This is a genomic window from Duganella caerulea, from assembly GCF_040362985.1.
GTDB classification, from domain to species: Bacteria; Pseudomonadota; Gammaproteobacteria; order Burkholderiales; family Burkholderiaceae_D; genus Rugamonas; species Rugamonas vulcania.
Genome location: NZ_BPWJ01000005.1, coordinates 1 through 24,263 on the forward strand (window position 1 = coordinate 1; position 24,263 = coordinate 24,263).

Consider the following 24,263-nt stretch of genomic DNA (forward strand, 5'->3'; position numbering starts at 1 on the left):
GCTGGCTGCTGCGCGGCGCCGCCGGCGACGACGGCGCCCTGGGCGGCAACGCCCGCCTGGCCGCGCTGCCGCGCCGCGCCGCGCTGGCGCACGTGGTCTATACGCCGGAAATCCGGCACCCGGTCGAAGTGGGCGCCGACCAGCAGGCGCATCTGGTGGCCTGGCTGTCGAAACGGCTGGGAGCGCAATTGAAGCCGCCGCAACTGGCGTCGCTGGGCTATGCGCTGGAGGGAGGCAGGCTGCTGCCCGGCCAGAGCGGGCCGGTGGCGCAGTTCATGTACCGCGACGGCGCGGGCGCGCGCCTGACGCTGTACGTGTCGACCGAACAGACCCACAACCAGGAAACCGGCTTCCGCTTCGCGCAGGAGGGACAGGTGGGGGTGTTTTACTGGATAGACGGGCGCTTCGGCTACGCCCTGTCCGGCAACCTGGACAAGGCGGCGCTGGCCACGCTGGCCAGCGCCGTCTACGCCCAGCTGGAACCGGCGCTGTGAACGCTTACGAAGCGTGCTTGCTGATCTCGATCAGGCGCGAGCGCATGACGTCGGTGGCGGCCGGGCCGGGCGCGAACATATAGTCCTCGTCGTTGATGGCCAGGCCGCTGTTGGCGTCGACCAGCACCTGGTCGGCCGGCTTGCCGGTCTCGCGGCTGACCACCAGCAGGCTGGCACCCTCGGGCGCCAGGTGGTCGTTACCCCAGGCGATGAAGGCCAGCAGCACCGGTTTGAATGCGCGGCCAGCCTTGGTCAGCACGTACTCATAACGCGGCGGGCGGGCGCTGTACTGGCGACGCTCCATCAGGCCGCCCTCGACCAGGCCGGCCAGGCGGCGGGTCAGCATATTGGGGGCGATCTTCAGGCTCTTTTCAAATTCGTCGAAACGCGACAGGCCGTAGAATGCGTCGCGCAGGATCAGGATACTCCACCACTCCCCCACTTTTCCCAGGCTGCGGGCGATGGGGCAAGGCATACGGCCAAAATCGGTATGTTTCATTTTTTTGACTCCTCGGTTCCAGGGTTAGCACTTCAGGGCGGGTAGATCCGCCTTCGCGTCACGGCTGAATTCATTATTATCTATCCAAGAAACATGCGCTTTTGCTACAGGAGACTACAGTTTTGATTGCGTAGAAATCTATTAAAAAAAATTGGTGGATAGGAGAAATATGCAACAGCCATGCAAGCCGGACGTACCAATCCAGTACCAACAAGCGTGTTCCGCCAGCGGTCAAATCTATTAAAAATTTTTAAAAGATAGGCATAATACTCATAGGCGTGATAAAACGTTATCAACCCGGTATCGAAGGTGGGAGCCCATGACTGCCAGCGACACACAACAGAGCATCTTGATCGTGGACGACTCCGCGTTCGAACAGCGCATGCTGGTCGATCTGCTGAGCGAGCTGCCATACAAGGTGTCGGTGGCGGTCAACGGCCTGCAAGGCTACCAGCTGGCGCTGGCCCAGCATCCCGACCTGATCCTGCTCGACGTGCGCATGCCCAATATGGACGGCTACACCGCTTGCCGCCTGCTCAAGGCCAACCCCGTCACCGAGGACATCCCCATCATCTTCCTGAGCGGCGCCGACGCCGACGAGGAGCGCATCATGGGCCTGTCGATCGGCGGCGTGGATTTCGTCACCAAGCCGTTTTCGCCGGGCGAACTGGCGGCGCGCATCCAGGTCCACCTGAAGCTGGCCCGCCGTGCCAACCGGCAGCGCGCGGCGCCGGCCGCCGCGCCGGCCCCCGCGCAGGGCCGTCCGGCCGAGGCCGATCCCGACGCGGTGCTGGTCAACGCCGCCAAGCGCCTGATCGCCGACAACCTGGCCTCGCTGCCCGGCCTGGCCGACATCGCCCGCAGCGTCGGCACCTACCGCGAAAAACTGTCGCAGGTGTTCCGCGAGCAGACCGGCATGACCGTGTTTGCCTACATCCGCGAGGCGCGCATCCGGCGCGGCGAGGAGCTGCTGCGCGACACCGACATCGACGTGCAGGACATCGCCCTGATGATCGGCTTTAACAACGCCGGCAACTTCGCCACCGCCTTCCGCGAGCGCCTGGGCACCACGCCGAGCGCCTTCCGCCAGGCCATCCAGCATAAAAAAACGCCGCACGGCTGATGCCGGCGGCGTTCTGTGGCGAAGCGGGGCGCGTCAGCGCAGGCGGAACACCGCCACCACGCTGGCCAGCTTGGCGGCCTGGTCCTGCAGCGAACCGGCCGCGGCCGCCGCCTCCTCGACCAGCGCGGCGTTCTGCTGGGTCACCTCGTCCATCTGCGTGATGGCCTTGTTGACCTCCTCGATGCCGGTGCTCTGCTCGCTGCTGGCGGCCGAGATCTCGGCCACCACGTCGCTCACCCGGCGCACGCTGGCCACCACCTGCTCCATCGTGCTGCCGGCCTGCTGCACCAGCGCCGTGCCGTTGTCCACCTGCTGCACCGAGTCGTCGATCAGGCCCTTGATCTCCTTGGCCGCCGCCGCCGAGCGCTGGGCCAGGTTGCGCACCTCGGAAGCCACCACCGCGAAGCCACGGCCCTGCTCGCCCGCGCGCGCCGCCTCGACCGCCGCGTTCAGCGCCAGGATGTTGGTCTGGAAGGCGATGCCGTCGATGACGGAAATGATGTCGACGATCTTGCGCGACGAGGCGCTGATCGATTCCATGGTGGCGATCACCTCGCCCACCACCTTGCCGCCATCGGCCGCCGTGCCGGACGCCGACTGCGCCAGCTGGTTGGCCTGGCGCGCGTTGTCGGCGTTCTGCTTCACGGTCGAGGTCAATTCCTCCATCGCCGACGCGGTCTCCTCCAGCGAGCTGGCCTGGCCCTCGGTGCGGGCCGACAGGTCCAGGTTGCCGCTGGCGATTTCCGCCGACGCCGTGGCGATGGTGTCGGTGCCGCCGCGCACCTCGCCCACCACCCGCAGCAGGCTGTCGTTCATGGCCTTGAGCGAATGCATCAGCTGGCCCGTCTCGTCCTTGCCATGGCTGACGATGTGGCCGGTCAGGTCGCCGTCGGCCACGCGCTGGGCGATGCCCACCGCCTCCTCCAGCGGCGCGGCGACGATGCGCGCCACCACCGTCGCCAGCGCGATGCTGACCACGATCAGCAGCGCCAGCGTGCCCAGCACCATCTTGCGCGACATCGAATACGTGTCGGAGGCCGACTTGTCGGCGGCGGCGCTGCCGTCGTCGTTGATCTTGACCAGCGCGTCGAGCTGCTCGTTGACTTGCCGGAACAGCTTGTTGGAACCGCCGCGGAACAGCAAGCGCGCGTCGTCCTTCTTGCCCTCGCGCGACAGCGCGGTCAGCTTGCCGCTGGTGGCCAGGTAATCGTCCAGCGATTTCCGCAGCTCGGCGTAGAGGCGCTTTTCCTCGGGCTCGGACACCAGCGCCGCGTACGACGCTTGTTGTTTGCGCAAGGTTTCCAGTCGGGTCGCCATCGACTTGTCGGTGGCGGTCATTTCGGTGTCCTCGGCCAGCAGGATGTGGGTGGCTTCGGAGATGCGGTAGCGCGACAGCGAAGTTTGTATCTGCCCCAGGTAGCGCACCGCCGGCATCCAGTTGGTGGCGATGTCGGTCGAGGCCTGGTTCACCCTGGCGAGTTGGCTGAGCGTGAACAGGCCCAGCGCGCAGGTCAGCGCGATCACCACGCCAAACGAAACGATCAGCTTCTTGCCGATTCTTAAATCATAAAACCATTGCATGGTATCTCCTCAGGCCATTCCGTATGGAAATATCATCATAAGTCGGCAAACGGTGAATGTCACCCCTTCATTGCGTGCAATGTGGCTTGGGCGTCGTCCTGGCGCATCTGGCGCCGCCAGAAGAACCACGACACCAGCGCGTTGAACCAGTAGGCCGCGTACAGCAGGGCGGTCAGGTGCAGGCCGCGGCTGGCGTACAGCGGCACCGAGATGGTGTTGACCAGCAGCCAGAACGGCCAGGTCTCGACGCGCCGCCCCATCAGCAGCAGCTGGGCCACGATGCTGAACATCAGCACCGCCGAATCGATGAATGGCGCGTAGGCGTTGGTGTAGGCCTGCAGCATCAGGCCATAGCCCAGCGTGGCCGCGATGCCGACGCCGACCATCCAGCCGAGCGCGCCCAACCTGGCGCGGCTGATCGGCAGCGCGCCGCCGGCGTCGCCGCGCAGCCAGCGCAGCCAGCCGATGAAGCAGGTGACGATGAAGAACAGCTGCAGCGCCACGTCGGCGTACAGCTTGACGTTGTAGAACAGCGCGGCGAACATCGCGCAGCCCACCACGCCCAGCCACCACGAATGCACGTTGTTGCGCCCGGCCAGGACGATGGAGGCCGTCATGACGACGTTGGCGGCGATTTCGAGGGGGGAGATCAACAGAAGGTTCCAGTCCGGCGCGTGGTTGTTAATTGCTAGGCAAGGCGCCCATTTTCATCCAGCCGCGCGATGAACGCAATAGCCATGCCGCCGCCCGGATCGATGGCGGGCGATCGGCGGCCTTGACATTCCCGCCGCATCTGGCAAATTGTAGCCATAAGACTAGAAAGGGTTACGCCATGCAAGCGCGTCGCGTTGGTCCCGTCATGGCGTTCATGGTCGCGTCCGCGTTGCAGGCGCAGGCCGCGCCGTGCCAGATGAAAATGGCGCTGGAACAATGGCCGCCTTACGTCTACACCCGGCCCGACGGTCCGCCCGCCGGGCTGGACCTGGAGCTGGCGCAGGCGATCTTCAAGGAAGCCGGCTGCGCGCTGCAGCTGCTGCCGGCGCTGCCGACCGCGCGCCGCCAGCGCCAGTTCGAACAGGGCGGACTGGACCTGCTGCTGGCCGCGTCCGACACCGCCGAGCGGCGCAAGTATGCGCGCTTCAGTGTGGCCTATCGCTTTGAATCGGTCAGCGTCTTCACCCGCAGCGCCAACCTGGCGCGCTACCGCGAGGTGCGCAGTGTCGAGGCGCTGGCGGGAAAAAACCTGTCGCTGCTGGCGCCCAAGCTGGGCTGGTACGGCGCGGCATATGCGCGCGTGCAGCCGCGGTTGCTGGCATCGGGCCACCTGAGCACCTTCCTCAACTTTGAACAAGGCATGCGCATGCTGGACGCCGGACGGGCCGAGCTGATCCTCGGCGACACCGCAGCCCTGCGCCACGAGGCGCGGGAACAGGGCATCGCCATCGCGCCGCTGCCGTTCACCGTGCTGCGGGCGCCGGTGCATCTGATGCTCAACAAGCACAGCACGACCCAGGCCGAGCTTGACCTGCTCAACGCCGCCATCCTGCGGCTGGAGAAGCAAGGCGTGCTGGCGGAAATCCGCAGCCGTTACGGCGTCTCGTAGACGACGGCCGTTATTCGCGCTTCGGTTCCTGCTTGGGATCGTGATGCGCGGCCTCGCGATGCGGCGGCGCCTCGGCTGGCGGATGCTGCGCGCCGTGCTGCGGTTCTCGCGGCGGCGGGGCTGCCCGCGCCTCGGCTTGCGGATGCGGCGCCGGTTGCGGACGTGCCTGTGCTTGCGGATGCGGTGCCGGTTGCGGCCGCGCCTCCGCTTGCGGATGTGGCGCCGGTTGCGGGCGGCCCTCGGCCTGCTGATGCGGCGCGGGCTGCGGACGAGCGTCAGCTTGTGGATGCGGAGCCGGTGGCGGCCGGTTCTCCGCTTGCGGATGCGGCACCGCTTGCGGATGCGTTGCTTGCGCCACAGTCTGCGGCGGCGCCGAAGCATGCGGTTCCATTACAGGATGCTGCCCCGGCGGCAGCCGCGATTCGGTCTGCGCATGTTGCACAACGGGCGGATGCGGCTCGGGACGCGGGGCAGGCTGCGCCGGTGTCGCCGGCTGCGGATGCAACGCCGCCTGCGGCGGAATCTCCCCCGGTTTCAGCGGCCGCCCCGCCTGCGGCAAGGGCGCCGACCCAGGCGCGGCTGCCGCCGGACCATGCTCCCCACCCTTCTGCGCCAGTGGCTGCGCGGCGGCGGGCGCCGGCACCGGAACCGTCGGCCGCGCCGCCCGCACCATATGGATATTGGCGGCCGCCTGCGCAACGCCCTGCGCCGGCTTCGGCGCCATCGGCCGCGCCGCCACAGCGGCCGGCGCGGTCTTCGCCACCACCGGCCGCGCCAGGATGGCCGGCGCCGGACGAGGACCACCCTGCCCGCCGGCCAGCGCCGCCGGACGCTGCGGCTTCACCTGCGGCGCGACGGCCAGCGGCGCTGACGCCAGTGCCTGCGGCGCCACGCGCACGACGTTCTGCCGCACCGGCTGCGCCTGGGCGAACGCCCTGGCCGGCACCGCCGTCACGGCCTGCCGGTTCACATAGCGCACGTTGGTGATGTTGACGTTGTTATAGACGTTGGTAATCTGCGTCTTGTTGATGACCGTGTTGCTGGTGTTGATGTTGGTGACATACACCGGACTGGCCCGGTACGAAGGCCGGTACACCTCGCGCGGCCCCAGAGGGAACCAGGCCACGCCGGGATCGCGCTGCCCCACCATCAGCGTCGCCGCGCCCAGGAACACCACCAGCGCCGGCGCGTACACCGGCCGCTGCACCACCGGCCCCGGCACCCAGCCCCAGCCGGCGGGCGTCTGCGCCCAGCGGCCGTAGTGCGACACCGCGAACCCCCACGGCGCATCGTCGACCCAGGTCCAGCCCCACGGGTCGACCCAGGCCCAGTGGCCGTCGCGATACGGCGCCCAGTCGTGCGCCACATGCGCCGGCATCCACACATTGCCGTAGCCCGGCACGTCGCGCCAGTCGCCGTTGTCGTCCAGGTCCTCGTAGCCGACCACGTCGCTCGACACATAACGCGCCGCCACCGGATGCTCCAGCCGGCGGTCGCGCTGCGCCGCCCAGCGGTCGAAATCGTCGGCCGGCGGCAACTGGTTCACGCTGAAATCCTGCAGGCCGGTGCCGGTGAAGCGATACGCCTGGCCGGGATCGACCAGGTAGGACGTGTTGTCGCCATACGCCTCGCCCTGGCCGTCGATCACCGCGACCTCGGTGGCGTTGCCGGAGGCGTCCACCTGCAGCCGGTAGTGGCCCGGCCTGCGGATGCTGAACGCCAGGTTCGGCGTGTCGACCTCCAGCACCTCGTCGGGACGCAGCTGGCGCACGCGCAGGTTCAGCCGCCCTTGCGACAGCTGCAGCTGGGTCTTGGTGTCGTCGGCGTTGAGCAGCGTGACCAGCGTCTCGCCGCCCATGCGCACGGCGGCGGGGCCGGCCTGCACCTCGTCGCGCGCGCCGGCCGCGGTCCACAGGCGGTCGCCCGCGACCAGCGGCCGGTTGATGCCGGCCGTCTGCCAGTCATCGGCGCCGGCGGCGGAAAAACTCACGGGACCGGAGAGGTATGCCAGGCGCGCCACGCGCGCCGGCGGATCGGCCAGCGCGGCGCCGCTGCAGCACATGGCGGCGCCGGCCAGCGCCAGCAGGATTCGGATAGACATGATGGAGCTCGGAAAAAATCTGCGATGAGCCCAACATAGCCGAACGGCGCGCCGGATACTGTTCGCTGCCGCACGTCCGCGCAAGAAGCCGCCCCGGCCGAGGCGGCGCGGGGCGGCGCAATCTCAGCGGCGTGCGTTCAGGAACGGCGCTGCTTGCGGCGCGCGGTCCAGCCCAGCAAGCCCAGGCCGGCGCCCAGCATGGCGTAGCTGGCCGGCTCCGGCACCGGGATGACGGTGCCGATGGCCTGGAATTCCGAGACGGCGAAGTGGTTGTCGCCACGGCCGGCGGCACCGCTGATCATGAAGGCGGTAGCCGCGACCGGCGTGTCCAGCGTCGTGCTGCCGTTGTCCATGCCCCACGAGAGGTTGGGCGCCATCACCGCCAGGTCGTGCCAGGTGTTGGCCTGGTCGCGGTACTGGATGCGGTAGAGGTTGTCGTTATCGGCCTGGATGTTGAGCTGGTTCACCATCGCCGCCTGGCTGAGGGTGATGGTCACCGAGTCGGCGCCGTAGTCGCCGGTCCAGAACACCGTCCCCAGGTTCCACTGCGTCTGTATCGGCAAGTAGACGCCGTCCGTGACCGACGACGGCAAGGCCGGTACGCCAAAGCCCCATTCACCGCTATTCCAGAATCCGCTGCCGGTCAGCGTGACGCCGCCGCCCATGGCGACGTTGGTGTCTGCCAGGGCGGAACCGGCGCAGGCCAGGCAGGCCAGCGCAATCGCGAGCTTCTTCATATCTTCTCCTTAAGCAATATAAAATTGATAAGACAGAAATCCAGAATAGCATGGGCTCGCCAACATTCAAGCCGCCGTGTCTCGCGTGCGCGACGCCGCGTTCAGGACGACATCGCCGCGCGCTGCGTGAACAGGCGCACGCCGAACACCGGCCCTGCGGTGTGGCCCGGCTCGGGATCGAAGCGCACCACCACGCTGGCCTTGCCGTTGGTGATGCGCTCCGGCACCGGATATTCCTGATCGACAAACACGCCCGGCTGGCCGCCATCGAGCTTGACGTGTGCGATCCGCTCGCCGTCGATGCTGATGTGGAAATCGCGGTTGCGCTCCTCGCCCCAGTAGCTCGCCTGCAGCAGCAGCGGGCCGTCGGCGCACTTCATGCGGAAGCTGAAGTAGCCGCCGGTGCGCGCATCGCGTCCGTTGCGGCCACGGTAGGCGACCGGATAGGAAATCGCCGATTGCAGGTCGTGATCGCGCTCCGGCTGCATCTCGCCCAGGTGCATGACATCGACCGAGCGCTCGGCCAGGTCCTTCAGGCGCGCCTCCTCCTTGCGGAAGGCCACTTCCGACGCCGCCCACTCGGCCTCGGTGTAGACGTTGAAGTACACCGCCGCGCGCCGCTCGTACTGCGAAAAGAACGGCGTGAACTTCATGTCGCCGGGACGGCCCGTACCCACGCTGCGGTACACGGCCCGGCCCTTGTCCGCCTCCGCGAACGCGGCCAGCACGTTGGCGCCCACCAGCGCCGGCGCCAGTCCGTCGAACGGCTTGTCGGCCGCGCCCAGGTCCGCCGCTAGCACCATCGGGCCGCGCAGCAGCGCCACCACATGATCGTTGCCGGCCGCCGCCTCCATCCGCAGGTCCAACGGCAGCGACAGGCGCACGCTGTCGCCCGCCCGCCAGCGCCGGCGTATCAGCAAGTAGCCCTTATGTTTGCTGGCGGTCTGCGGTTTGCCGTTGACCAGCACCGTGTGACCGCCGGCCCACGACGGCACGCGCAGCGCCAGCGTGAACTGGCGCGGCCCCGCCAGCCGGCGCACCTTGAGGTCGATGTCGCCCTCGAACGGATAGCGCGTGTTGAGCTCCAGCCGCGCGGCCTTCCACTCCACCGTCGATGGAATGTAGAGATTGACGAACAGCGTGTCGCCGTTCTCCCAGTAGATCGAATCGCCATGCTTGGCGTGGCTCTCCATCCCGGACAGCACGCAGCACCAGAAGTCGTTGTCTTCGCTGGAGTACTCGCGCGCCATGCCGGACATCAGCGGCGTCATATACGTGAACATGCCGGTGCGCGGATTCTGGTGCGCGAGGATGTGGTTCAAATGCGTGCGTTCGTAGTAGTCGAAGTAGGCGGCGTCCGGCGCCCAGCTGAAGAGATGGCGCGTCATCTTCAGCATGTTGTAGCTGGCGCAGGCCTCGCAGGTCTGCTCGGTGATGTGGGTGGCGATGCCGTCGGGCGCGAAGAAGTATTCGCGGTCGCCGTTGCCGCCGATGACGTAGCTGTGGTGCTGCGTGACGCGCTTCCAGAAGAAGTCCACGGCGTCGGCGTCGCTGCGGCGGCCGGTCAGCTCGTGGAGGCGCGCGAGGCCGATCAGCTTGGGGATCTGCGTGTTGGAATGCAGGTTGGCCAGTTCATCGCGCCCCTGCGTCAGCGGCGCCAGCACCTTGGTGTGGTACAGCCGCCGCGCCAGCGCCAGCCAGCGCTGGTCGTTGGTGCGCGCATAGAGTTCGGCGAAGCTCTCGTTGATGCCGCCATGTTCGCAGGCCAGCACCTGCTGCACCTGCTCGTCGCTGAGCGCGGAGAACACCTTGTCGATATAGCCCGCCAGGCCAAGCGCCACTTGCAGCGCCTGATCGTTGCCGGCGTGGGTCTGCGCGTCGAACAGGCCGGCGAAGACCTTGTGCCAGTTATACAGCGGCACCCAGCAGCCATTCAGGTCGAAGCCCGCGGACCTGATCTCGCCGCGCACGATCTCGGGGAAGATCTCCTTGCCGTCGACCACCGTGCCGTCCGCGCGCTTGCGCATGAAGCCCGCCACATAGCCGTCGCCATGCGCCTGCTGCACGCGCGCCAGTTCGGCCACGATGTAATCGATGCGCGGCTTCAGCGCCGCGTTGCCGGTCTGCGCAAGCATCAGCGACAGCGCGGACAGGTAGTGGCCCAGTCCCTCGCCCGCGATGGTGTCGGACTCCCAGCCGCCGTAGATGGCGCCCTTGGTCGGCAGGCCGGCGAAGCGGTGATAGTTGTGCAGGAAGCGGTCGGCGCTCAGGCGCAGCAGGTAGGCCTGGTTGGCTTGCAGCGCGTCGGCGTAGATCGAAGGCAGCAGCCGGACCGACGACAGCGGCAACGCACGCGCGGTGGATGGAACGCCGGTGGCCACCGCACTCCCGGCGGCGGCCACCGCGTTGGCCGTGGCGGTCCAGCCCGGGATCAATCCCAGACCGGCGGCGCCCCGCAATAGCTGTCGACGATGCATGCATACCTCCGAGGTAAACGATTTACCCCATTAATGTACGTGCCTGGCCGGCGGCGGTCTTGTGCAGGCTCCGCTAAAAGGATGACGAAATCTGCACAATGCAGCGCTTACCAGCCCATTTTCTGGCGGATGAAGGCGGTCAGCTGCGCGGCGTTGGCCTGGTGCTGCTTGACGCGCGGATGGCCGCCGAAGCCGGTCCACGGGAACACGATGGTGTCGATGCGCTGATCGCCGCCTTGCCGCATCTGGTCCACCGCCGCGCGCACGTAGCCCGGCCACTTGGAGCCTTCCTGCACCGCGTCCATGCTGCCCAGCGCGCACACGATGTACGCCTGCGGATACAGCGCGCGGATCTTCTGCACAAAGCTCTGGTAGGCCTGCACGCGCTGCGCGTCGTCCGGCATCGGCGACAGGCGCTTCTCGCGGTCGATCAGCCAGCGGTCGTTCTGGAACAGGTTGATGACCACCACGTCCGGCGTCCAGGAATGGAAATCCCAGTGGGTGTCGTTGTTGCCGACGGCGCTCAGCTGGTCGTAGAAGTCCGGCATCGTGAACGGGAACCAGCTGATCATCACACCGATGCCGCTCTGCGAGATGATGTGCGCCTCCGCATCCAGCGCCCGCGCCGTGACCGACGAATAGGATAGGAAGTTGTTCTTGTCCTTCACCAGATGATCCGGCCCGTCGTCCGGCGACTCGTCGCCCATGCCGGTGGTGATGGAATCGCCAAAGAACTCGATGCGGCGCTGCTTGGCCGGCGGTGGCGGCAGCAGCTTGCCACCGTCCGCCAGCTCCAGGCCCTGGAAGACGGTGCCGCCCTCCTCGCCCTCGGTGCGCTTGGTGATCAGGAAGCGGTGCGGGCCCGGACCCAGGCCGCTGGCCACCGCGTAGGTCTTGCCGCCCTGCGCGGCCTCGATGACGGCCGCCGGCTTGGCCAGGTCGCCGTCGATGAACACGTTGAAGAAGTTCTTGCCCAACTGGTCGTCCAGCTTGACCGCCAGGCTCGCGCCGGTGAAATTCCCCTCGATGCTGGTGCCGGGCCACGACAACATCGGCCGCGCGCGGTCGGCGAAATCGATGCGCCCCGTGTAGCGCAATTGCGCATCATCCGGCTGAACCGCCACGCCCGCGAACACCTGCCCGGCCAACAACAACGCCGCCAATCCTGCTGTGAACCTCATCAAATCGTCTCCTGTCCGATGCTCGTCAAATCGAGCTGTACCGGCATGGTAAACGATTAACCGTTCATGCGCTGACTAGCCGCTGGCGCAGCAATTATTCGCTTCGCCTCGTCGACAGCGCCACGATCGCGGCTCCCGCAGCGAGCACCAGCGCGTCTTCGATCAGTCCGCTGCGGGTCTGGCCGATGCGCGCCATGGCCCGCTTGCGGCCCGTCAGCGTCAGGTAGGCAAGCGGCACGGCGGTGGCGATGGCGACCGCCGCCCCGGCCGGCTCCCGGCCTCGCGGCGCCAACGCCGCTCCGGCAATGCCGGCGCTCATCACGCGCGCCGCCAATCCCAGGAAAACAGTGCGGTCCGGGGCGGTCTTCATCTTGTCGCCGAACAGTTCACCGGCCCCCATCGCCAGCGCACCGGCCTTGAACAGCGGGCGGTCTAACAAAACCAGTTGCCCGGGCGTGCGGCGGTCGGCGAGGCGGGCCGCCGCGATGGTGGCCATCGGCGTCATCGAGCGCGCGCTTGCGACGGCGCCTATCAGAGCGGAGGAAAGCAGGTTGCGAATATTCATCTTCAGGAACTCCCATGAAATATGGCAGGGTTTGCACAACCAGCTTACCTGTTCATGGAGCCCAGCCCGTCAGAAGAACACTCATCTGCTTGTAGGAACAGAGGTGCCAGTTCACGCAAACCTGGTGAAATCAGGGGATGTGCAGGGCGGGGTCTATTTTTTCGGCTTTTACTAAAACCCGCTAACCACTACTACCCAATACTAACCATCGATATTTCGTACGACTCCGCGCTATTTTCGGAACTAAAAACTACTAAACACTACCACTTGCATGTGACTTCAAGATCACCGCCACGCGCCTTGGGATATGTGACAGTACATTCGGTAACGCTGGCATCCAGTTGCTTCGACAAGATCGCATCATTTTGTCCATGGTCACCGTAATAGCATGCCAACCATTTCTCGCCCGATTCCTTACCGCCAAGCTCAGTCCATTTAACGGTATCCTTGCCGGCGACCTTGCCCGACCAGTTCGGCTTCGCCATGGCAATGGACGAAGGTGGCCCCCACATCAAGCCCGCGCCATTAAGCGGCAAGCCTGGTTCATATTCGTATAAATAGAAAGGTGTCCAACCTGTGGGTGCGCGAGTGATCTGGATTGTGTCCCGTTTTATCTCTTTGGGACATTCAATCTTATGCTCGGCGGCCAGCCCACCTGAGCACCAGACCGCGATCACGGCGATAAGGGCGCGCATGAGTTTCCTACTCGATCACCGAAAATGCATCCGCATTATCGCTGGCTTCGGGCCACGAGCCATCGGCGTTTTGTTTCTTGTGCTTGGCATAAATCAACCGTGAGGAAATGTAAGGTTTTTCGCCGCGCCCAGGCTTTGGTATCCACTGGTCGATGACGTAGAAGCCCTGCCCAGGAGCGGCGTGTCGCAAAAAGAACGCCGCGTGATTTCCCCTGTTGTTGCTTGGGTAGCGGCCTTTTACAAATGTGGCGATTGCCGTTCCTGGCGCGATGTCCTTCGCATCCAGAACGGCAATACCTTGTTTCCACAGCTGGGTGTTCGGTGCGTGTGCATAGTGCTGGAGGAGTGCCACGCAATCGCCGTTACCAACCTTGGGTTTCCTTTGTAGGGCACGCGCCATCGCATAAACGTATCGCATTTTCAGCACCTCTCAGCGTCAACATGATCGTGCTAGTGTCGCGCTGCGGCTGCTTTACGTTTTTGAGATGGCACAAGACGGGCGTTCTATGCGCCAGGTCCGAATCGGCCGGCAAGGCGCCCAGCTTGGCGGCCTAGCCTTCGACAAAAGCGCGCATGGCACGATCTTCGATACCCGGGGCCGCTTACGCCAGACCGTACCGTGCCTTTCCACACGCAGCGGCGTCTATCCGTGCGTGGCTGATACCAGACTGGCGATCAAGCTGCATCCACACGCGCCGCGGTGACCATGCAAAGCGACCATGCGCCCGCTGATCAGATACGTAGCCGCGCCTTCCACGATGGCGTTCACGCCATGACCCGGCAGAGGACACGTCACCATGTCCCCCACACGCGCGATGCCGATACCACCAATGCGATGCGCGGGCGATGCCGTGATGACCTTTCCGCCATGTGACGTCGCATCCCCCAAGCGAACAACTGGTAACGCCATTTTTCGCCTCCACGACCGGTCTATTGAAACAGCTTTTCCAGTTCCTTGAACATGGCCTCTTTATCACGGGCTTCGTCGCTGCGCAGACCGCGATAAAAATGGGAAAATTCCTCCTTGCTCACCGACTCCCTGGTAATACCGTAGCATTCGAGGTATTTATTTGTGGCATTCACCAATGGCAACGTCTCCGTTTCCGTGCGAATCATACCTTTGAGCGCAGCATCCAGCTCCGGCGTAAAGTCGTCGGCCGGTACATAAAAGGCGGCATTGGCACGATTGTATTTATCGCTACTCGACATCAACCGGATAAACACGGGAATCAGTGACGAATCCCGCTGCCCGCGATTAAGGTTCCAGGCGGCCGCAATCTCAGCATCCTCGCGCAACTGGTGAGCCTCCAGTAACTTCCTAACGACAGGTGCCGCCCGCTCCGCATCGACGATGAATAGCCCGTTGACGCTTTCCCTGCTGCCGCCCTCCTCCACCATTTTCAACAGGTACTCAAACGCCATCGCGCGTTCTTCGCGAGTCATATCTGTGAAATAAATTTCACTCAGACCATCCAGGCGCTCCCTGTTGTTCATTGAAAAGAAATCTAAAAAATTCTGGTATGCATTCATGGGCGTTGGTCGAACTTCAATAACTGGTCAATATAATTGGGCGATAACTGGTGAGGCGCCGAGCTGAGGTCGACCACGTGTAACTGGATATCGCTGATCTTCCCCTGCTCCAAACGGTCAAGCAGCAACGGCTTTTCCTGATTGTGCCAGACGGTCAATGGATCCCACAATTTATTCGGTGTCTGCACCACGTTCACGATACCCGACGTGCCTTCGGCATACTTTTCCGACACCCCTTGCCAGAGCGGCCCTGAAAATGGCGGCGGCCCCTTGGAGGCGTCCCAAGGTAAATTGTTGATATCCGGCCAGCCATCGATAATACGTCCACCCGATGTCGTTTCCAAAGTGACGCCACCGATCTTTTCGGCAAATGCTCTCGCGGCATCGGGATGGCCCAACTGCTTCGCTTGCCATCCCGTTCCCGACCAGAACACCGCGCCATCCTTAGGCGAACTAACATCCAGCCGTTTGATCACCTCGTCCCAGGTATCACCGGCCTTAGTCGGGAAATGGGGCTTTAATATCTCCCGGGCTTCATCGAGCTTGGCCTCGGCCAGAACCATGTCGCCATTTTTTTCGGCATCCCGCGATTCCTTAGACAGTTGCGTGATCCGCTCGCGATCTGCCGCCACTGCGGCATCTGCCACCGCCTGCCGCTTGGTGTTGACGCCGTTGTCGGGCGGCTTGGCCGGAACCGGGGCATCCTTCAATGGCACATCTGCCGCAGTTTTTGGTGGATCGATAGCCTTCGCTTTGGGCTTAGCGGCGTCCGGTTTGGCACGTGCCGCTGGGGCCTTGGCCTCCCCTTTGGACTTGGGCATCACCTTGCCAGGCGTATCCCTGACCCGCTGCCTCACGGGCAATTCCGCCACTTTCTTGTCCGCTTGAACGCCGGCCGCCACCGTATGTGCTTCCTTCGGCGCGGTCTGTGCCAGCACCTTGGCCAGTCTCGCATCGAGTTCGGCAAGCGCTTTCGGCATGTTTCTAAGTGCATCCTGCTGCACCGCATAGAATTTATGTTCCCACGCCGCCAGCTTGGCGATGGTGGCCTTGACGCTGTCGAAATAACGCAAGCTCTCCAAGTGAGTCCGCAGGGCCTTGACCATGTCCACCAGCTTACCGGTGATCTTGCTCATGGCCTGCATCAGCGGTTTCTCGTATTTGGCGAACTGAATCGCGCGCAAGAATTTCAGGATGTCACCCTTGATGAATTTTTGCAGGAAGCGTACCAGCTCTACCAGCTTGGATGCCTCCTTAATCAACATCAGCATCACTGCGCGCAATGCGGCACCCAGTTCCGAGCCGGCGATGCCACCGACGATGGCGCCGACCCCGGCAGCCACGGCGCCCCCGGCCGCCATCGCCACCGGCAAGGCGATGACGATGAGGCAGGCGCTGAGCAGCACCCACTCCATCAGTTCCTCGCGCTTTTCCGGATGATTGGCCAGCCGCAGGATGACGGCGACCGCATCGCGCGCGCTGGTGACGATGACGACGCCCGGAATAAAACTGACAAGCATGTCGGCCACTACGGCCGACAACGGCCGGTGATCCGAGAATTCACCGAACAGTACCGACTTGAGCCAATCCATGCCGCCAACGACCTGACCCCAGGCATCGTCGAGTATCGAATGTTGGTCCGGCGCTTGCTGGCTCATGCCCGCCCCTTCGCAGCCGCACCGCCCGGCGTCCAGTTCAATAACTCATGGACGTCCTCATGCAGCTCGCTGTCCACCGTGGAACTTGCCTGCAGCGGTTGATAATCGTATTCAATTTTTGCCCCCACACCGGGTGGCACGCCGCTGATGCGCGCAATGCCGAGCGCATCGAGCGCACCCTTGCGGATGGTGCCGTCGCTTAACGTCGCCTTGTAAGCGGCACCGGCCAGCGGCGCGCCCCAGTCGGTCAGATGGCGAAACTCCAGCTCGTTCTTTGGCAATTCAGGTTTCTGCACGTGCGGCATCACGTATGGTTGGCGCGCCGGCCCGGGCATGGTGTGCATCGATGCCTGCGCGGTCCAGGTGCCGGGTGTGCCGTTGGTGATACCGGAGGCGTCGATCTTGATGAAGGAGCCGCCGGCGGAGAGCATGACCTCATCCTTGGCATGGATTTCGATGCGCGAGGTGGTCGACAGCAGCCGCACCACTTTTTCAGCGATCAAGTCGAGGTCGTCGCTTTGCGCCTGGATCTCCACTTTGCCCTTGGCGGCGAACAGTTTGACGCCGGCGTTATAGGCAAACAGGCTGATTTTTTCGGCGACACTGGCAAGCAGGCTTTTGCCGACCGCGATATTTGCATCCGCGCCGGACGATAGCGTCACTTCGCCCCCGGCATGGACGTGGGCACCCTTGCCGCTGGCCAAGCCGATGCCGGCCGGCGAGGCCGCCAGCAGGATCGCCTCCTTGAAACGGTTGGCACCGCCCTCGCCTTCACCGTTATAACGTTCTTGCGTGGCATCGATGAAGTGATCCAGCGCGTCGCGCCCGGCCAGCGGTTCCGCACCGGCCTTGGCCGCGGTATCGGACAGGTTTTTAGTAAGCAAAGCACCCGCCTTCAACTGACTGGTTGCTTCGGTGGCGTCGAGCTGGATGCCTTGCGGCCCCGGACGACCAAAGGTACTCAGATACAGGCCCCGGTGGGTGACGATGGCGCCGAAATCATCGGTGCTGAGGGCGAACCCGGCGCCATAGAAGCCGCCGCGCGTATTGCCCTGCTGGCTGACTAGATAACCCAGGTTCAGTTGCGCGTGGCTGCTGGTGCTGTACAAGTGCACGCGGTTTTGTCCGGTGGTGTCGTCGAGCACCAGTTGGTTGAACCCGCTGCCCTTGTATTCCTTCGACTTGTAGCCCGACAGTTTGCCGTCCGTATGCCACTGCGGCGCCTGCTCTTCGTTATATAGGCGGCCGGTCACCACCGGCCGGTCGGCGTCGCCGTCGAGAAAAGTGACGATCACCTCCTGACGGATGCGCGGCACGTTCAAGCCGCCCCAGCCTTGGCCGGCATTCGGATAGCTGACCCGCACCCAGCAGGAAGCGCCCTCGTCGCCCGGGTTCAGCCGGTCCCAGCGGAACTGCACTTTGACGCGGTTCAGGGCGTCCGTATAAATTTCCTCGCCTGCGGGGCCGACCACCACGGCGGTCTGCGGATGCAGCGTGGGTTTCAGGTGCTCGAACGGGCTGCGGAAGGGCACCTTGCGGCGCTGCACTTCCATGCGGTTAAAACAATGGCCGGTGTGCTGGTTGCCGGCCAAGTCCGGCGCCAGGTCGCGCCCCATCGCCGCCTTCATCGCATCCAGTTGCGGCACCAGGCTGCCGGGAAAATCTTTCACCTTGTTCGACAACGGCAGATTATTCTCAATCGCCCATTCCACCGCAATGACGACGAACTCGCGCTCATCCTGCGCATCGCCCTGGTGCGCAGGATGATCGTCGAGGATGAACCAACTACCCACGGGCAAGGAACGCACGCCGGAAACGGCGGCAAACCGCTTCATTGTCGACTCCCATTGTTCGACCCGTAAGCGCGACTGCCGGTCTCCCTGTTCGCGGTTCGAATAGGTGTAGGCGCCGGTGTATTCGTATACCTCCATCTGCGCCGGCAGGCCGCCATGGCTGGCCTGCACCTGGATATTGCTCTGCATCGGCTGAGCCGTCGCCTTGTAGTCGTTGGTGCGGCCGGTGAACTGGCTGGAGGCGAGCGTACGATCGGCGCTCCAGTGGACGATTTTATGCAGTTCGTCTTCGGTGCCGGCGCTGTAGAATTGTATCGACTGCTGCGCGAGCGGCTTGAGCTGGTCGGTTGAATCAGTAATCACCAGCACATGGGCGGAGCCGTCGGGATGTTGCTCGTGATAGCCGTACCAGCCTTCTTCCTCCATCAGGCGCTGCGCGAAATGCCAGTCGGTTTCGTACTGGGTGCAATACGAGCGCTGGGACGCCGGCGCCTTGATTTCAAAGCGAAAGTTGCCCTGCGCCTCAGGATGGCCATTAAACACCTCGCTGAGAATATTGTCGGCGGTTTTATCCTGCCAGATGCGCGCATCCTTGCGGAACTTCAGGAAATGCAGCCACGGCGCGAACGACAGCTGACAGAACATCAATTGCCCGTCACTGCCGAGGCGCTTAATCGTATGCACATAACCGTGCACCGGCAGATACGCGCGGTCCGCCTGCTGAACCCATAGCGTGACAGGCTGGGCGATCAGCTTCTTCAACTCGATATCGTCGCGCACCGAAACGCAATCGACACTGTACTCGTAGCTTCTGCCCAGACGTTCCTGGGCGACGACGCGTTGCGGCAGCAGGACATCTTCGCCTAACGGCGTACTTAATTTGATCAGACGGTCTTGCTGGCCTAGCAGGGCGGTGCCAACGGATAGGAAGTTTTGCAGATCAGCCATTGGAAGAATCATTTCTCACTGAATGAGCAAGCAGAGATAGCGCAAGAAAGAAAAAACGACAGGGATCGGTTTTCTCCGAAAAGGCACAAGATATCTAAAAAACAATATTAAATTCTACACAGTTTCAGGCCGCGGCACCGCACGGTTGAAACCGCTTGGAGGCCGGAAAGTGACGCAAGGAGGATTTGCGAGCGCGAATAGCTGCGGGGGGAGGTACAACTCGCAGGCCGGGGCAATCTGAATCGTCCCGACCTGCCGCATTACCTTAATTGAACTTGGTGAAATCCGGCTTGCGCTTCTCGAAGAAGGCGGTGAACGCTTCCTTCGCTTCCGGTGCGGCCAGCATGGCGCCGAAGAATTTGTTTTCGGCGGCGATGGCTTCCGTCACCGGACCTTTGCGGGCGGCCTTCATCAGCTGCTTGGTGGCGCGGATCGAGCTGGCCGGCAAGGCGACCAGCTTGGCGGCCTGGCCTTCGGCAAACGCGCGCAGCTCAGCGGCCGGCACGATCTTCGACACCAGGCCCATCTCCAGCGCCTCCTGTGCCAGGAAAGCTTCGCCCAGCATCAGCTTCTCGGCGGCGCGCGGGTAGCCGGCGATTTGCGTCAGCAGCAGGCTCGACGCGAATTCAGGGCACAGGCCCAGCTGCACGAACGGCATCGAGAACTTGGCGTTGTCGGCAGCGTAGACCAGGTCGCAGTGCATCAGCAGCGTGGTGCCGATGCCGACCGCCGCGCCGGCCACTGCGGCCACCACCGGCTTGGTCGAACCGCTCAGCGCCATCATGAACTTGTACACCGAACGCTCTTCGATGCCCGAGCCGTCGGTCGGACGCGAGGTCTTCATGAAGTCTTCCAGGTCGTTACCGGCGGTGAAAATCTCCGGCTTGCCGACGATCAGGATGGCGCGCACGGCCGCGTCCTGCTCCGCTTCGTTGATGGCGTCGGCCATGCTCTGGTACATCGCCGAGGTGATGGCGTTCTTGCGTTCGGGGCGGTTGAATTCCAGCGTCAGCACGCCGTTGGTCTTGCTGCTCAAAATATCCATGTGATCTCCAAATGATTAAAGGGCGCCGTGGTTGAACCGCAGCGCCCTTCTTTATGATTCCGTGCTCAGTTTACACGCGTTCGATAATGCCCGCAGCGCCCATGCCGGCGCCGACGCACATCGTCACCATGCCGTACTTCAGGTTGTTGCGGCGCAGTGCGTGCACCACGGTCGCGGCGCGGATCGCACCGGTCGCGCCCAGCGGGTGGCCCAGGGCGATCGCGCCGCCCATCGGGTTGACCTTCGCTGGATCCAGACCCAGGTCGCCGATCACGGCCAGTGCCTGTGCGGCAAACGCTTCGTTCAGCTCGATCCAGTCCAGCTGGTCCTGGGTGATGCCGGCGGCCTTGCACGCGTCAGGAATCGCGAATTTAGGACCGATACCCATGATTTCCGGTGGAACACCTTTAACAGCGAACGACGAGAACTTGGCCAGCGGAGTCAGGTTGTGCTCGCGCAGGAACTTCTCCGACACGACCAGCAGCGCGCCGGCGCCGTCGGACATCTGCGACGAGTTGGCGGCGGTGACCGAACCCTTGGCGGCGAACACTGGCTTCAGCTTGGACAGCGATTCCACGGTCGAATCGGCACGTGCGCCTTCGTCGGTATCGACGGTGCGGGTCTTGACCTTGATCTCGCCGGTCGCCAGGTCAGGCGTGCGGGTGATGATTTCAACCGGGGTGGTCTCGTCCTTGAAGAAACCGGCCTGCTGCGCGGCGATGGCGCGGCGGTGCGATTCAACAGCGAACGCGTCCTGCGCTTCGCGCGAGATTTTCCACTGGGTCGCCACTTTTTCAGCGGTCAGGCCCATGCCGTATGCCATGCCGACGTTCTCGTCGGTGAACATGTTCAGGTTCATCGATGGGTGATGGCCCATCATCGGCACCATCGACATCGATTCAACGCCGCCGGCGATCATCGCATCGGCTTCGCCAACGCGGATGCGGTCGGCGGCCATGGCCAGCGCGGTGATGCCCGATGCGCAGTAGCGGTTGACGGTCACGCCGCCAACGGTCTTGGGCAGGCCGGCCAGCAGCACCGATTGACGGGCGATGTTGAAGCCCTGTTCCGCTTCCGGGAACGAGCAGCCGATGATGGCGTCGGTGATCAGCGCCGGATCCAGGCCAGGCGCTTGCGCCAGGGCCGATTGCAGCACGCGCACCAGCAGGTCGTCCGGGCGGGTCTTGTTGAACATGCCGCGCGGCGCCTTGCCGATCGGGGTGCGGGTGGCAGAGACGATGTATGCGTCTTGAATTTGTTTGCTCATTTTGTTCTTTCGAAAATTTTTGATCGAAGACTTATGCGGAACGATTACGCCCGCTTCTCGGATAAATACCAATCCACTTGAACCTGTGCGGCCAGCGTGCCGGCGGCGTCGAAGATGTCGACCTCCACCGGAAACGCCACCTTGCCCTGCTCTTTCAGCTCGGCCTTCAGCGCGGCCAGGTCGCCAGGGACGCGGCCTTCGGCGCGGGTGGCGCCCTTGGCTACTTTCTGGTACTGGATGCGCGATTCCTTGGCGACCGGGCGCAAGCCCAGGATCAGCTCCGCGAAGCCGCCAGCCATGGCCGCGCCGGAAGCCGTTTCGGCCAGCGTGAACAAGGCCCCGGCGTGCTGCGTGCCCAGGTGGTTATTGAGCTTCGGGTCTTCCGGCATCGACACTTTCGAAGTGCCGCTGCCGATCTCGTCGATCCTGATCCCCAGCAGGCGCACGAAGGGCAAGGTGTCCATCATTTGTTGCTTGATACGGTCATACACCATGCTAGGCCTCACGCGCAGTAAAACTTTGAATACCAGTTTCAGGATCGACATACGCTCTTAGTTGCGGACTGGCTTACCGGTCTGCAGCATGCCCATGATGCGTTCCTGCGTCTTCGGATGGTTCAGCAGCTCCAGGAAGGCTTTACGCTCCATGTCCAGCAGCCACTGTTCGCTGACGAACGAGCCCTGGTCGATGTCGCCGCCCGACACGATCTCGGCGATCATGTCGCCCAGCTTGAAGTCGTGGGCCGAGATGAAGCCGCCGTCGCGCATGTTGACCAGCTGGGCCTTGATGGTGCCCCAGCCGTAGCGGCCGGTCACCTGCACCGGCGCCTTCAGCGGCGCGCGGTAGCCCTTGTCGAACATGGCGCGCGCTTCCACCTTGGCCACGTGCAGCAGCTCGTATGGGTTGAACACGATCACGTCGTCTTCCTTCAGGTAGCCCATGGCTTGCGCTTCCAGAGCCGATTTCGACACGTTCGCGGTGGCCGCGTTGGTGAAGCCGGTCTTCAGGAATTGCAGGATGTCGGTGCCCTTGGCTTCCTTGAACGCGCGCACTGCCGCTTCCTTCAAGCCGCCGCCCGCAGGGATCAGGCCAACGCCCACTTCCACCAGGCCGATGTACGATTCGATCGAGGCCACGCGCTTCGATGCGTGCAGCGCCATTTCGCAACCGCCGCCCAGCGCCAGGCCAGCAACGGCAGCCACCACCGGCACGTTCGAATATTTCATCGCCATGAAGGTGTCTTGCAGTTCCTTGATGATCGGATCGACCGCTTTCGCGCCGCCCTGCATGAACGCAGGCAGTGCCGATTGCAGGTCGGCGCCGGCCGAGAACGCGCCGCCGTCGGCCGCGTCCGCGCTCCAGATCACCAGACCCTTGAAGTTCTTCTCGGCTTCGGCCAGTGCCTTCTTGAAGCCGGCGATCACGCCTGGGCTGATCACGTGCATCTTGGTTTTCAGCGAGATCACCAGCACGTCGTCGCCCGAGTGCCACAGGCGCACGTCGTCGTCTTCATGCACGGTGGTGCCGGCGGTACGGCCATTGGCTTCGCCCGAACCCAGTACCGGCGCGCGGAACTGCTGACGGTCGTACACGGCCAGCGACGAACGCGGCACGAACGATTTCGATACTGCGGACCACGAACCTTCAGCGGTGTGGACGCCGCCTTTTTCAGCGACCGGACCTTCGAACACCCATGCTGGCAGCGGTGCGTTGCACAGTGCGTGGCCGGCTTCGATGTCTTCCTTGACCCACTGGGCCACTTGCGACCAGCCTGCGGCCTGCCACGTTTCGAACGGGCCGACGTTCCAGCCGAAGCCCCAGCGCATGGCGAAGTCGATGTCGCGCGCGTTGTCGGCCACGGTGTCCAGGTGGATCGCGATGTAGTGGAAAGCGTCGCGGAAGATCGCCCACAGGAACTGGCCTTGTGGGTTGGTCGATTCGCGCAGGGCCTTCATCTTCTTGACCGGATCTTTTTCCTTCAGGATGCGGGCGATGATGTCGGCAGCCTTGGCGCCGCCGGCCACGTATTCACCGGTGGCGAAGTCCAGACGCTGGATTTCCTTGCCAACTTTTTTGTAGAAGCCGGCGCCGGTCTTCTGGCCCAGCGCGCCCTTTTCCACCAGACCCGCCAGCACGGCAGGAGTCTTGTAGACGGCGGCGAACGGATCGTTCGGCAGGTAGTCCTGCATGGTCTTGATCACATGGCCCATGGTGTCCAGGCCGACCACGTCCGCGGTGCGGAAGGTGCCCGACTTGGCGCGGCCCAGCTTGGCGCCGGTCAGGTCGTCGACCACGTCCACGGACAGGCCGAACTTCTCGGCTTCGTGCACGATCGCCAGGATGCCGAACACGCCGACGCGGTTGGCGATGAAGTTAGGCGTATCTTTCGCGCGAACCACGCCCTTGCCCAGGGTGGTGGTCAGGAAGCCTTCCAGCTGGTCGCTGATTTCCGGCTTGGTGAACTCGGTCGGGATGATCTCTACCAGGTGCATATAGCGCGGCGGGTTGAAGAAGTGCACACCGCAGTAGCGCGATTTCAGGTCGGCGTCGAAGCCTTCGGACAGCTTGGTGATCGACAGGCCCGAGGTGTTCGAGGCGAAGATCGCGTTGGCGCCGATGTGCGGAGCGACCTTCTTGTACAGGTCGTGCTTCCAGTCCATGCGCTCGGCGATGGCTTCGATGATCAGGTCGCACTCGGCCAGCTTGGCCAGGTCGTCTTCGTAGTTGGCTACTTCGATCAGCGCGGCGTGGTCCTTGTTGCCCAGCGGTGCAGGCGACAGTTTTTTCAGGTTCTCGATGGCGCGCAGCACGATGCCGTTCTTCGGACCTTCTTTTGCGGGCAAGTCGAACAGTACGACTGGCACTTTGGCGTTGACGCAATGAGCGGCGATTTGCGCGCCCATCACGCCGGCGCCCAGCACGGCTACTTTTTTAACGATGAAATTGGTCATGTCGTTTCCTCTAGG

21 protein-coding genes are annotated in these 24,263 nt (G+C 63.9%); 3 read left to right on the forward strand and 18 right to left on the reverse strand.

From position 1 onward, the window contains the following. Nucleotides 1–494: anti-sigma factor family protein (locus tag ACUJB0_RS15790; RefSeq protein ID WP_444846061.1), on the forward strand; the 494-nt coding region annotated here is incomplete at its 5' end. A 4-nt stretch (nucleotides 495–498) separates the two neighbouring features. Here the strand turns inward: ACUJB0_RS15790 and ACUJB0_RS15795 are convergent. Continuing rightward, nucleotides 499–993, reverse strand: coding sequence for a winged helix-turn-helix transcriptional regulator (locus tag ACUJB0_RS15795; protein WP_117014348.1), 495 nt, complete (start codon nucleotides 991–993; stop codon nucleotides 499–501). 319 nt (nucleotides 994–1,312) lie between these two features. Here ACUJB0_RS15795 and ACUJB0_RS15800 point away from each other — a divergent pair, with 319 nt between their 5' ends. After that, nucleotides 1,313–2,116, forward strand: coding sequence for a response regulator transcription factor (locus ACUJB0_RS15800; protein WP_444846062.1), 804 nt, complete (start codon nucleotides 1,313–1,315; stop codon nucleotides 2,114–2,116). Nucleotides 2,117–2,149: 33 nt separating this feature from the next. Here ACUJB0_RS15800 and ACUJB0_RS15805 read toward each other — a convergent pair whose 3' ends face one another. Continuing rightward, nucleotides 2,150–3,697: a methyl-accepting chemotaxis protein gene (locus ACUJB0_RS15805; RefSeq protein WP_444846063.1), complete on the reverse strand. Its 1,548-nt coding sequence runs from the start codon at nucleotides 3,695–3,697 to the stop codon at nucleotides 2,150–2,152. Between the two features lie 59 nt (nucleotides 3,698–3,756). Continuing rightward, nucleotides 3,757–4,350, reverse strand: coding sequence for a nicotinamide riboside transporter PnuC (gene pnuC / locus ACUJB0_RS15810; RefSeq protein ID WP_444846064.1), 594 nt, complete (start codon nucleotides 4,348–4,350; stop codon nucleotides 3,757–3,759). A gap of 179 nt (nucleotides 4,351–4,529) precedes the next feature. Between pnuC and ACUJB0_RS15815 the strand changes: the two genes are divergently transcribed. Beyond that, nucleotides 4,530–5,300: a substrate-binding periplasmic protein gene (locus ACUJB0_RS15815; RefSeq protein ID WP_444846065.1), complete on the forward strand. Its 771-nt coding sequence runs from the start codon at nucleotides 4,530–4,532 to the stop codon at nucleotides 5,298–5,300. A gap of 10 nt (nucleotides 5,301–5,310) precedes the next feature. Here the strand turns inward: ACUJB0_RS15815 and ACUJB0_RS15820 are convergent, their stop codons facing one another. The 15 genes from ACUJB0_RS15820 to ACUJB0_RS15890 all read right to left on the reverse strand — a co-directional run bounded on the left by ACUJB0_RS15820 (nucleotide 5,311) and on the right by ACUJB0_RS15890 (nucleotide 24,248). Further along, nucleotides 5,311–7,401 (reverse strand): DUF6600 domain-containing protein, encoded by a 2,091-nt coding sequence (locus ACUJB0_RS15820; protein WP_444846066.1) that lies wholly within the window; start codon nucleotides 7,399–7,401, stop codon nucleotides 5,311–5,313. 137 nt (nucleotides 7,402–7,538) lie between these two features. Beyond that, nucleotides 7,539–8,138 (reverse strand): PEP-CTERM sorting domain-containing protein, encoded by a 600-nt coding sequence (locus ACUJB0_RS15825; RefSeq protein ID WP_444846067.1) that lies wholly within the window; start codon nucleotides 8,136–8,138, stop codon nucleotides 7,539–7,541. Nucleotides 8,139–8,239: 101 nt separating this feature from the next. Next, a complete protein-coding gene (locus tag ACUJB0_RS15830) occupies nucleotides 8,240–10,615 on the reverse strand; it encodes a beta-L-arabinofuranosidase domain-containing protein (RefSeq protein WP_444846068.1) in 2,376 nt (791 codons plus the stop codon). 107 nt (nucleotides 10,616–10,722) lie between these two features. Beyond that, nucleotides 10,723–11,796 (reverse strand): SGNH/GDSL hydrolase family protein, encoded by a 1,074-nt coding sequence (locus tag ACUJB0_RS15835; protein WP_444846069.1) that lies wholly within the window; start codon nucleotides 11,794–11,796, stop codon nucleotides 10,723–10,725. Nucleotides 11,797–11,890: 94 nt separating this feature from the next. Then, nucleotides 11,891–12,361, reverse strand: a complete 471-nt coding sequence (locus ACUJB0_RS15840) for a hypothetical protein (RefSeq protein ID WP_444846070.1) — start codon at nucleotides 12,359–12,361, stop codon at nucleotides 11,891–11,893. Between the two features lie 260 nt (nucleotides 12,362–12,621). Continuing rightward, nucleotides 12,622–13,056, reverse strand: coding sequence for an STY0301 family protein (locus tag ACUJB0_RS15845; RefSeq protein ID WP_444846071.1), 435 nt, complete (start codon nucleotides 13,054–13,056; stop codon nucleotides 12,622–12,624). A gap of 7 nt (nucleotides 13,057–13,063) precedes the next feature. Beyond that, nucleotides 13,064–13,474 carry a BPSL0067 family protein gene (locus ACUJB0_RS15850; RefSeq protein ID WP_161086316.1) on the reverse strand — a complete coding sequence of 137 codons (411 nt, stop codon included), beginning with the start codon at nucleotides 13,472–13,474 and terminating at the stop codon, nucleotides 13,064–13,066. A gap of 225 nt (nucleotides 13,475–13,699) precedes the next feature. After that, nucleotides 13,700–13,966: a PAAR domain-containing protein gene (locus tag ACUJB0_RS15855; protein ID WP_161086315.1), complete on the reverse strand. Its 267-nt coding sequence runs from the start codon at nucleotides 13,964–13,966 to the stop codon at nucleotides 13,700–13,702. A gap of 20 nt (nucleotides 13,967–13,986) precedes the next feature. After that, a complete protein-coding gene (locus tag ACUJB0_RS15860) occupies nucleotides 13,987–14,586 on the reverse strand; it encodes a hypothetical protein (RefSeq protein ID WP_161086314.1) in 600 nt (199 codons plus the stop codon). Then, on the reverse strand, nucleotides 14,583–16,244 hold the full coding sequence (locus ACUJB0_RS15865) for a hypothetical protein (RefSeq protein WP_444846072.1): 1,662 nt from the start codon (nucleotides 16,242–16,244) through the stop codon (nucleotides 14,583–14,585). Before ACUJB0_RS15865 ends, ACUJB0_RS15860 begins: the two co-directional genes overlap by 4 nt. Continuing rightward, nucleotides 16,241–18,985, reverse strand: coding sequence for a type VI secretion system Vgr family protein (locus ACUJB0_RS15870; RefSeq protein ID WP_444846073.1), 2,745 nt, complete (start codon nucleotides 18,983–18,985; stop codon nucleotides 16,241–16,243). The genes ACUJB0_RS15865 and ACUJB0_RS15870 overlap by 4 nt, the downstream gene beginning before the upstream one ends. 265 nt (nucleotides 18,986–19,250) lie before the next feature. After that, the gene (locus tag ACUJB0_RS15875) at nucleotides 19,251–20,030 is read right to left on the reverse strand and encodes an enoyl-CoA hydratase (RefSeq protein WP_444846074.1); all 780 of its coding nucleotides are present in this window, start codon (nucleotides 20,028–20,030) and stop codon (nucleotides 19,251–19,253) included. A gap of 70 nt (nucleotides 20,031–20,100) precedes the next feature. Further along, nucleotides 20,101–21,297 (reverse strand): acetyl-CoA C-acyltransferase, encoded by a 1,197-nt coding sequence (locus ACUJB0_RS15880; RefSeq protein ID WP_444846075.1) that lies wholly within the window; start codon nucleotides 21,295–21,297, stop codon nucleotides 20,101–20,103. 44 nt (nucleotides 21,298–21,341) lie between these two features. Beyond that, nucleotides 21,342–21,791 carry a PaaI family thioesterase gene (locus tag ACUJB0_RS15885; RefSeq protein WP_026334897.1) on the reverse strand — a complete coding sequence of 150 codons (450 nt, stop codon included), beginning with the start codon at nucleotides 21,789–21,791 and terminating at the stop codon, nucleotides 21,342–21,344. A gap of 57 nt (nucleotides 21,792–21,848) precedes the next feature. After that, complete coding sequence (locus tag ACUJB0_RS15890) at nucleotides 21,849–24,248, reverse strand: 3-hydroxyacyl-CoA dehydrogenase/enoyl-CoA hydratase family protein (RefSeq protein ID WP_444846076.1); 2,400 nt, start codon at nucleotides 24,246–24,248, stop codon at nucleotides 21,849–21,851. Between the last annotated feature and the right edge of the window lie 15 nt (nucleotides 24,249–24,263).

Excerpts from the sequence above, each read along its gene's own strand:
- ACUJB0_RS15800 (WP_444846062.1), top strand. The coding sequence starts at position 1,313 with ATGACTGCCAGCGACACACAACAGAGCATCTTGATCGTGGACGACTCC.
- ACUJB0_RS15860 (WP_161086314.1), bottom strand. The coding sequence starts at position 14,586 with ATGAATGCATACCAGAATTTTTTAGATTTCTTTTCAATGAACAACAGG.
- ACUJB0_RS15795 (WP_117014348.1), bottom strand. The coding sequence starts at position 993 with ATGAAACATACCGATTTTGGCCGTATGCCTTGCCCCATCGCCCGCAGC.
- ACUJB0_RS15815 (WP_444846065.1), top strand. The coding sequence starts at position 4,530 with ATGCAAGCGCGTCGCGTTGGTCCCGTCATGGCGTTCATGGTCGCGTCC.
- ACUJB0_RS15835 (WP_444846069.1), bottom strand. The coding sequence starts at position 11,796 with ATGAGGTTCACAGCAGGATTGGCGGCGTTGTTGTTGGCCGGGCAGGTG.
- ACUJB0_RS15880 (WP_444846075.1), bottom strand. The coding sequence starts at position 21,297 with ATGAGCAAACAAATTCAAGACGCATACATCGTCTCTGCCACCCGCACC.
- ACUJB0_RS15875 (WP_444846074.1), bottom strand. The coding sequence starts at position 20,030 with ATGGATATTTTGAGCAGCAAGACCAACGGCGTGCTGACGCTGGAATTC.
- ACUJB0_RS15830 (WP_444846068.1), bottom strand. The coding sequence starts at position 10,615 with ATGCATCGTCGACAGCTATTGCGGGGCGCCGCCGGTCTGGGATTGATC.
- ACUJB0_RS15840 (WP_444846070.1), bottom strand. The coding sequence starts at position 12,361 with ATGAATATTCGCAACCTGCTTTCCTCCGCTCTGATAGGCGCCGTCGCA.
- ACUJB0_RS15890 (WP_444846076.1), bottom strand. The coding sequence starts at position 24,248 with ATGACCAATTTCATCGTTAAAAAAGTAGCCGTGCTGGGCGCCGGCGTG.
- ACUJB0_RS15855 (WP_161086315.1), bottom strand. The coding sequence starts at position 13,966 with ATGGCGTTACCAGTTGTTCGCTTGGGGGATGCGACGTCACATGGCGGA.
- ACUJB0_RS15885 (WP_026334897.1), bottom strand. The coding sequence starts at position 21,791 with ATGGTGTATGACCGTATCAAGCAACAAATGATGGACACCTTGCCCTTC.
- ACUJB0_RS15820 (WP_444846066.1), bottom strand. The coding sequence starts at position 7,401 with ATGTCTATCCGAATCCTGCTGGCGCTGGCCGGCGCCGCCATGTGCTGC.
- ACUJB0_RS15805 (WP_444846063.1), bottom strand. The coding sequence starts at position 3,697 with ATGCAATGGTTTTATGATTTAAGAATCGGCAAGAAGCTGATCGTTTCG.
- ACUJB0_RS15850 (WP_161086316.1), bottom strand. The coding sequence starts at position 13,474 with ATGCGATACGTTTATGCGATGGCGCGTGCCCTACAAAGGAAACCCAAG.
- ACUJB0_RS15870 (WP_444846073.1), bottom strand. The coding sequence starts at position 18,985 with ATGGCTGATCTGCAAAACTTCCTATCCGTTGGCACCGCCCTGCTAGGC.
- ACUJB0_RS15845 (WP_444846071.1), bottom strand. The coding sequence starts at position 13,056 with ATGCGCGCCCTTATCGCCGTGATCGCGGTCTGGTGCTCAGGTGGGCTG.
- ACUJB0_RS15825 (WP_444846067.1), bottom strand. The coding sequence starts at position 8,138 with ATGAAGAAGCTCGCGATTGCGCTGGCCTGCCTGGCCTGCGCCGGTTCC.
- ACUJB0_RS15865 (WP_444846072.1), bottom strand. The coding sequence starts at position 16,244 with ATGAGCCAGCAAGCGCCGGACCAACATTCGATACTCGACGATGCCTGG.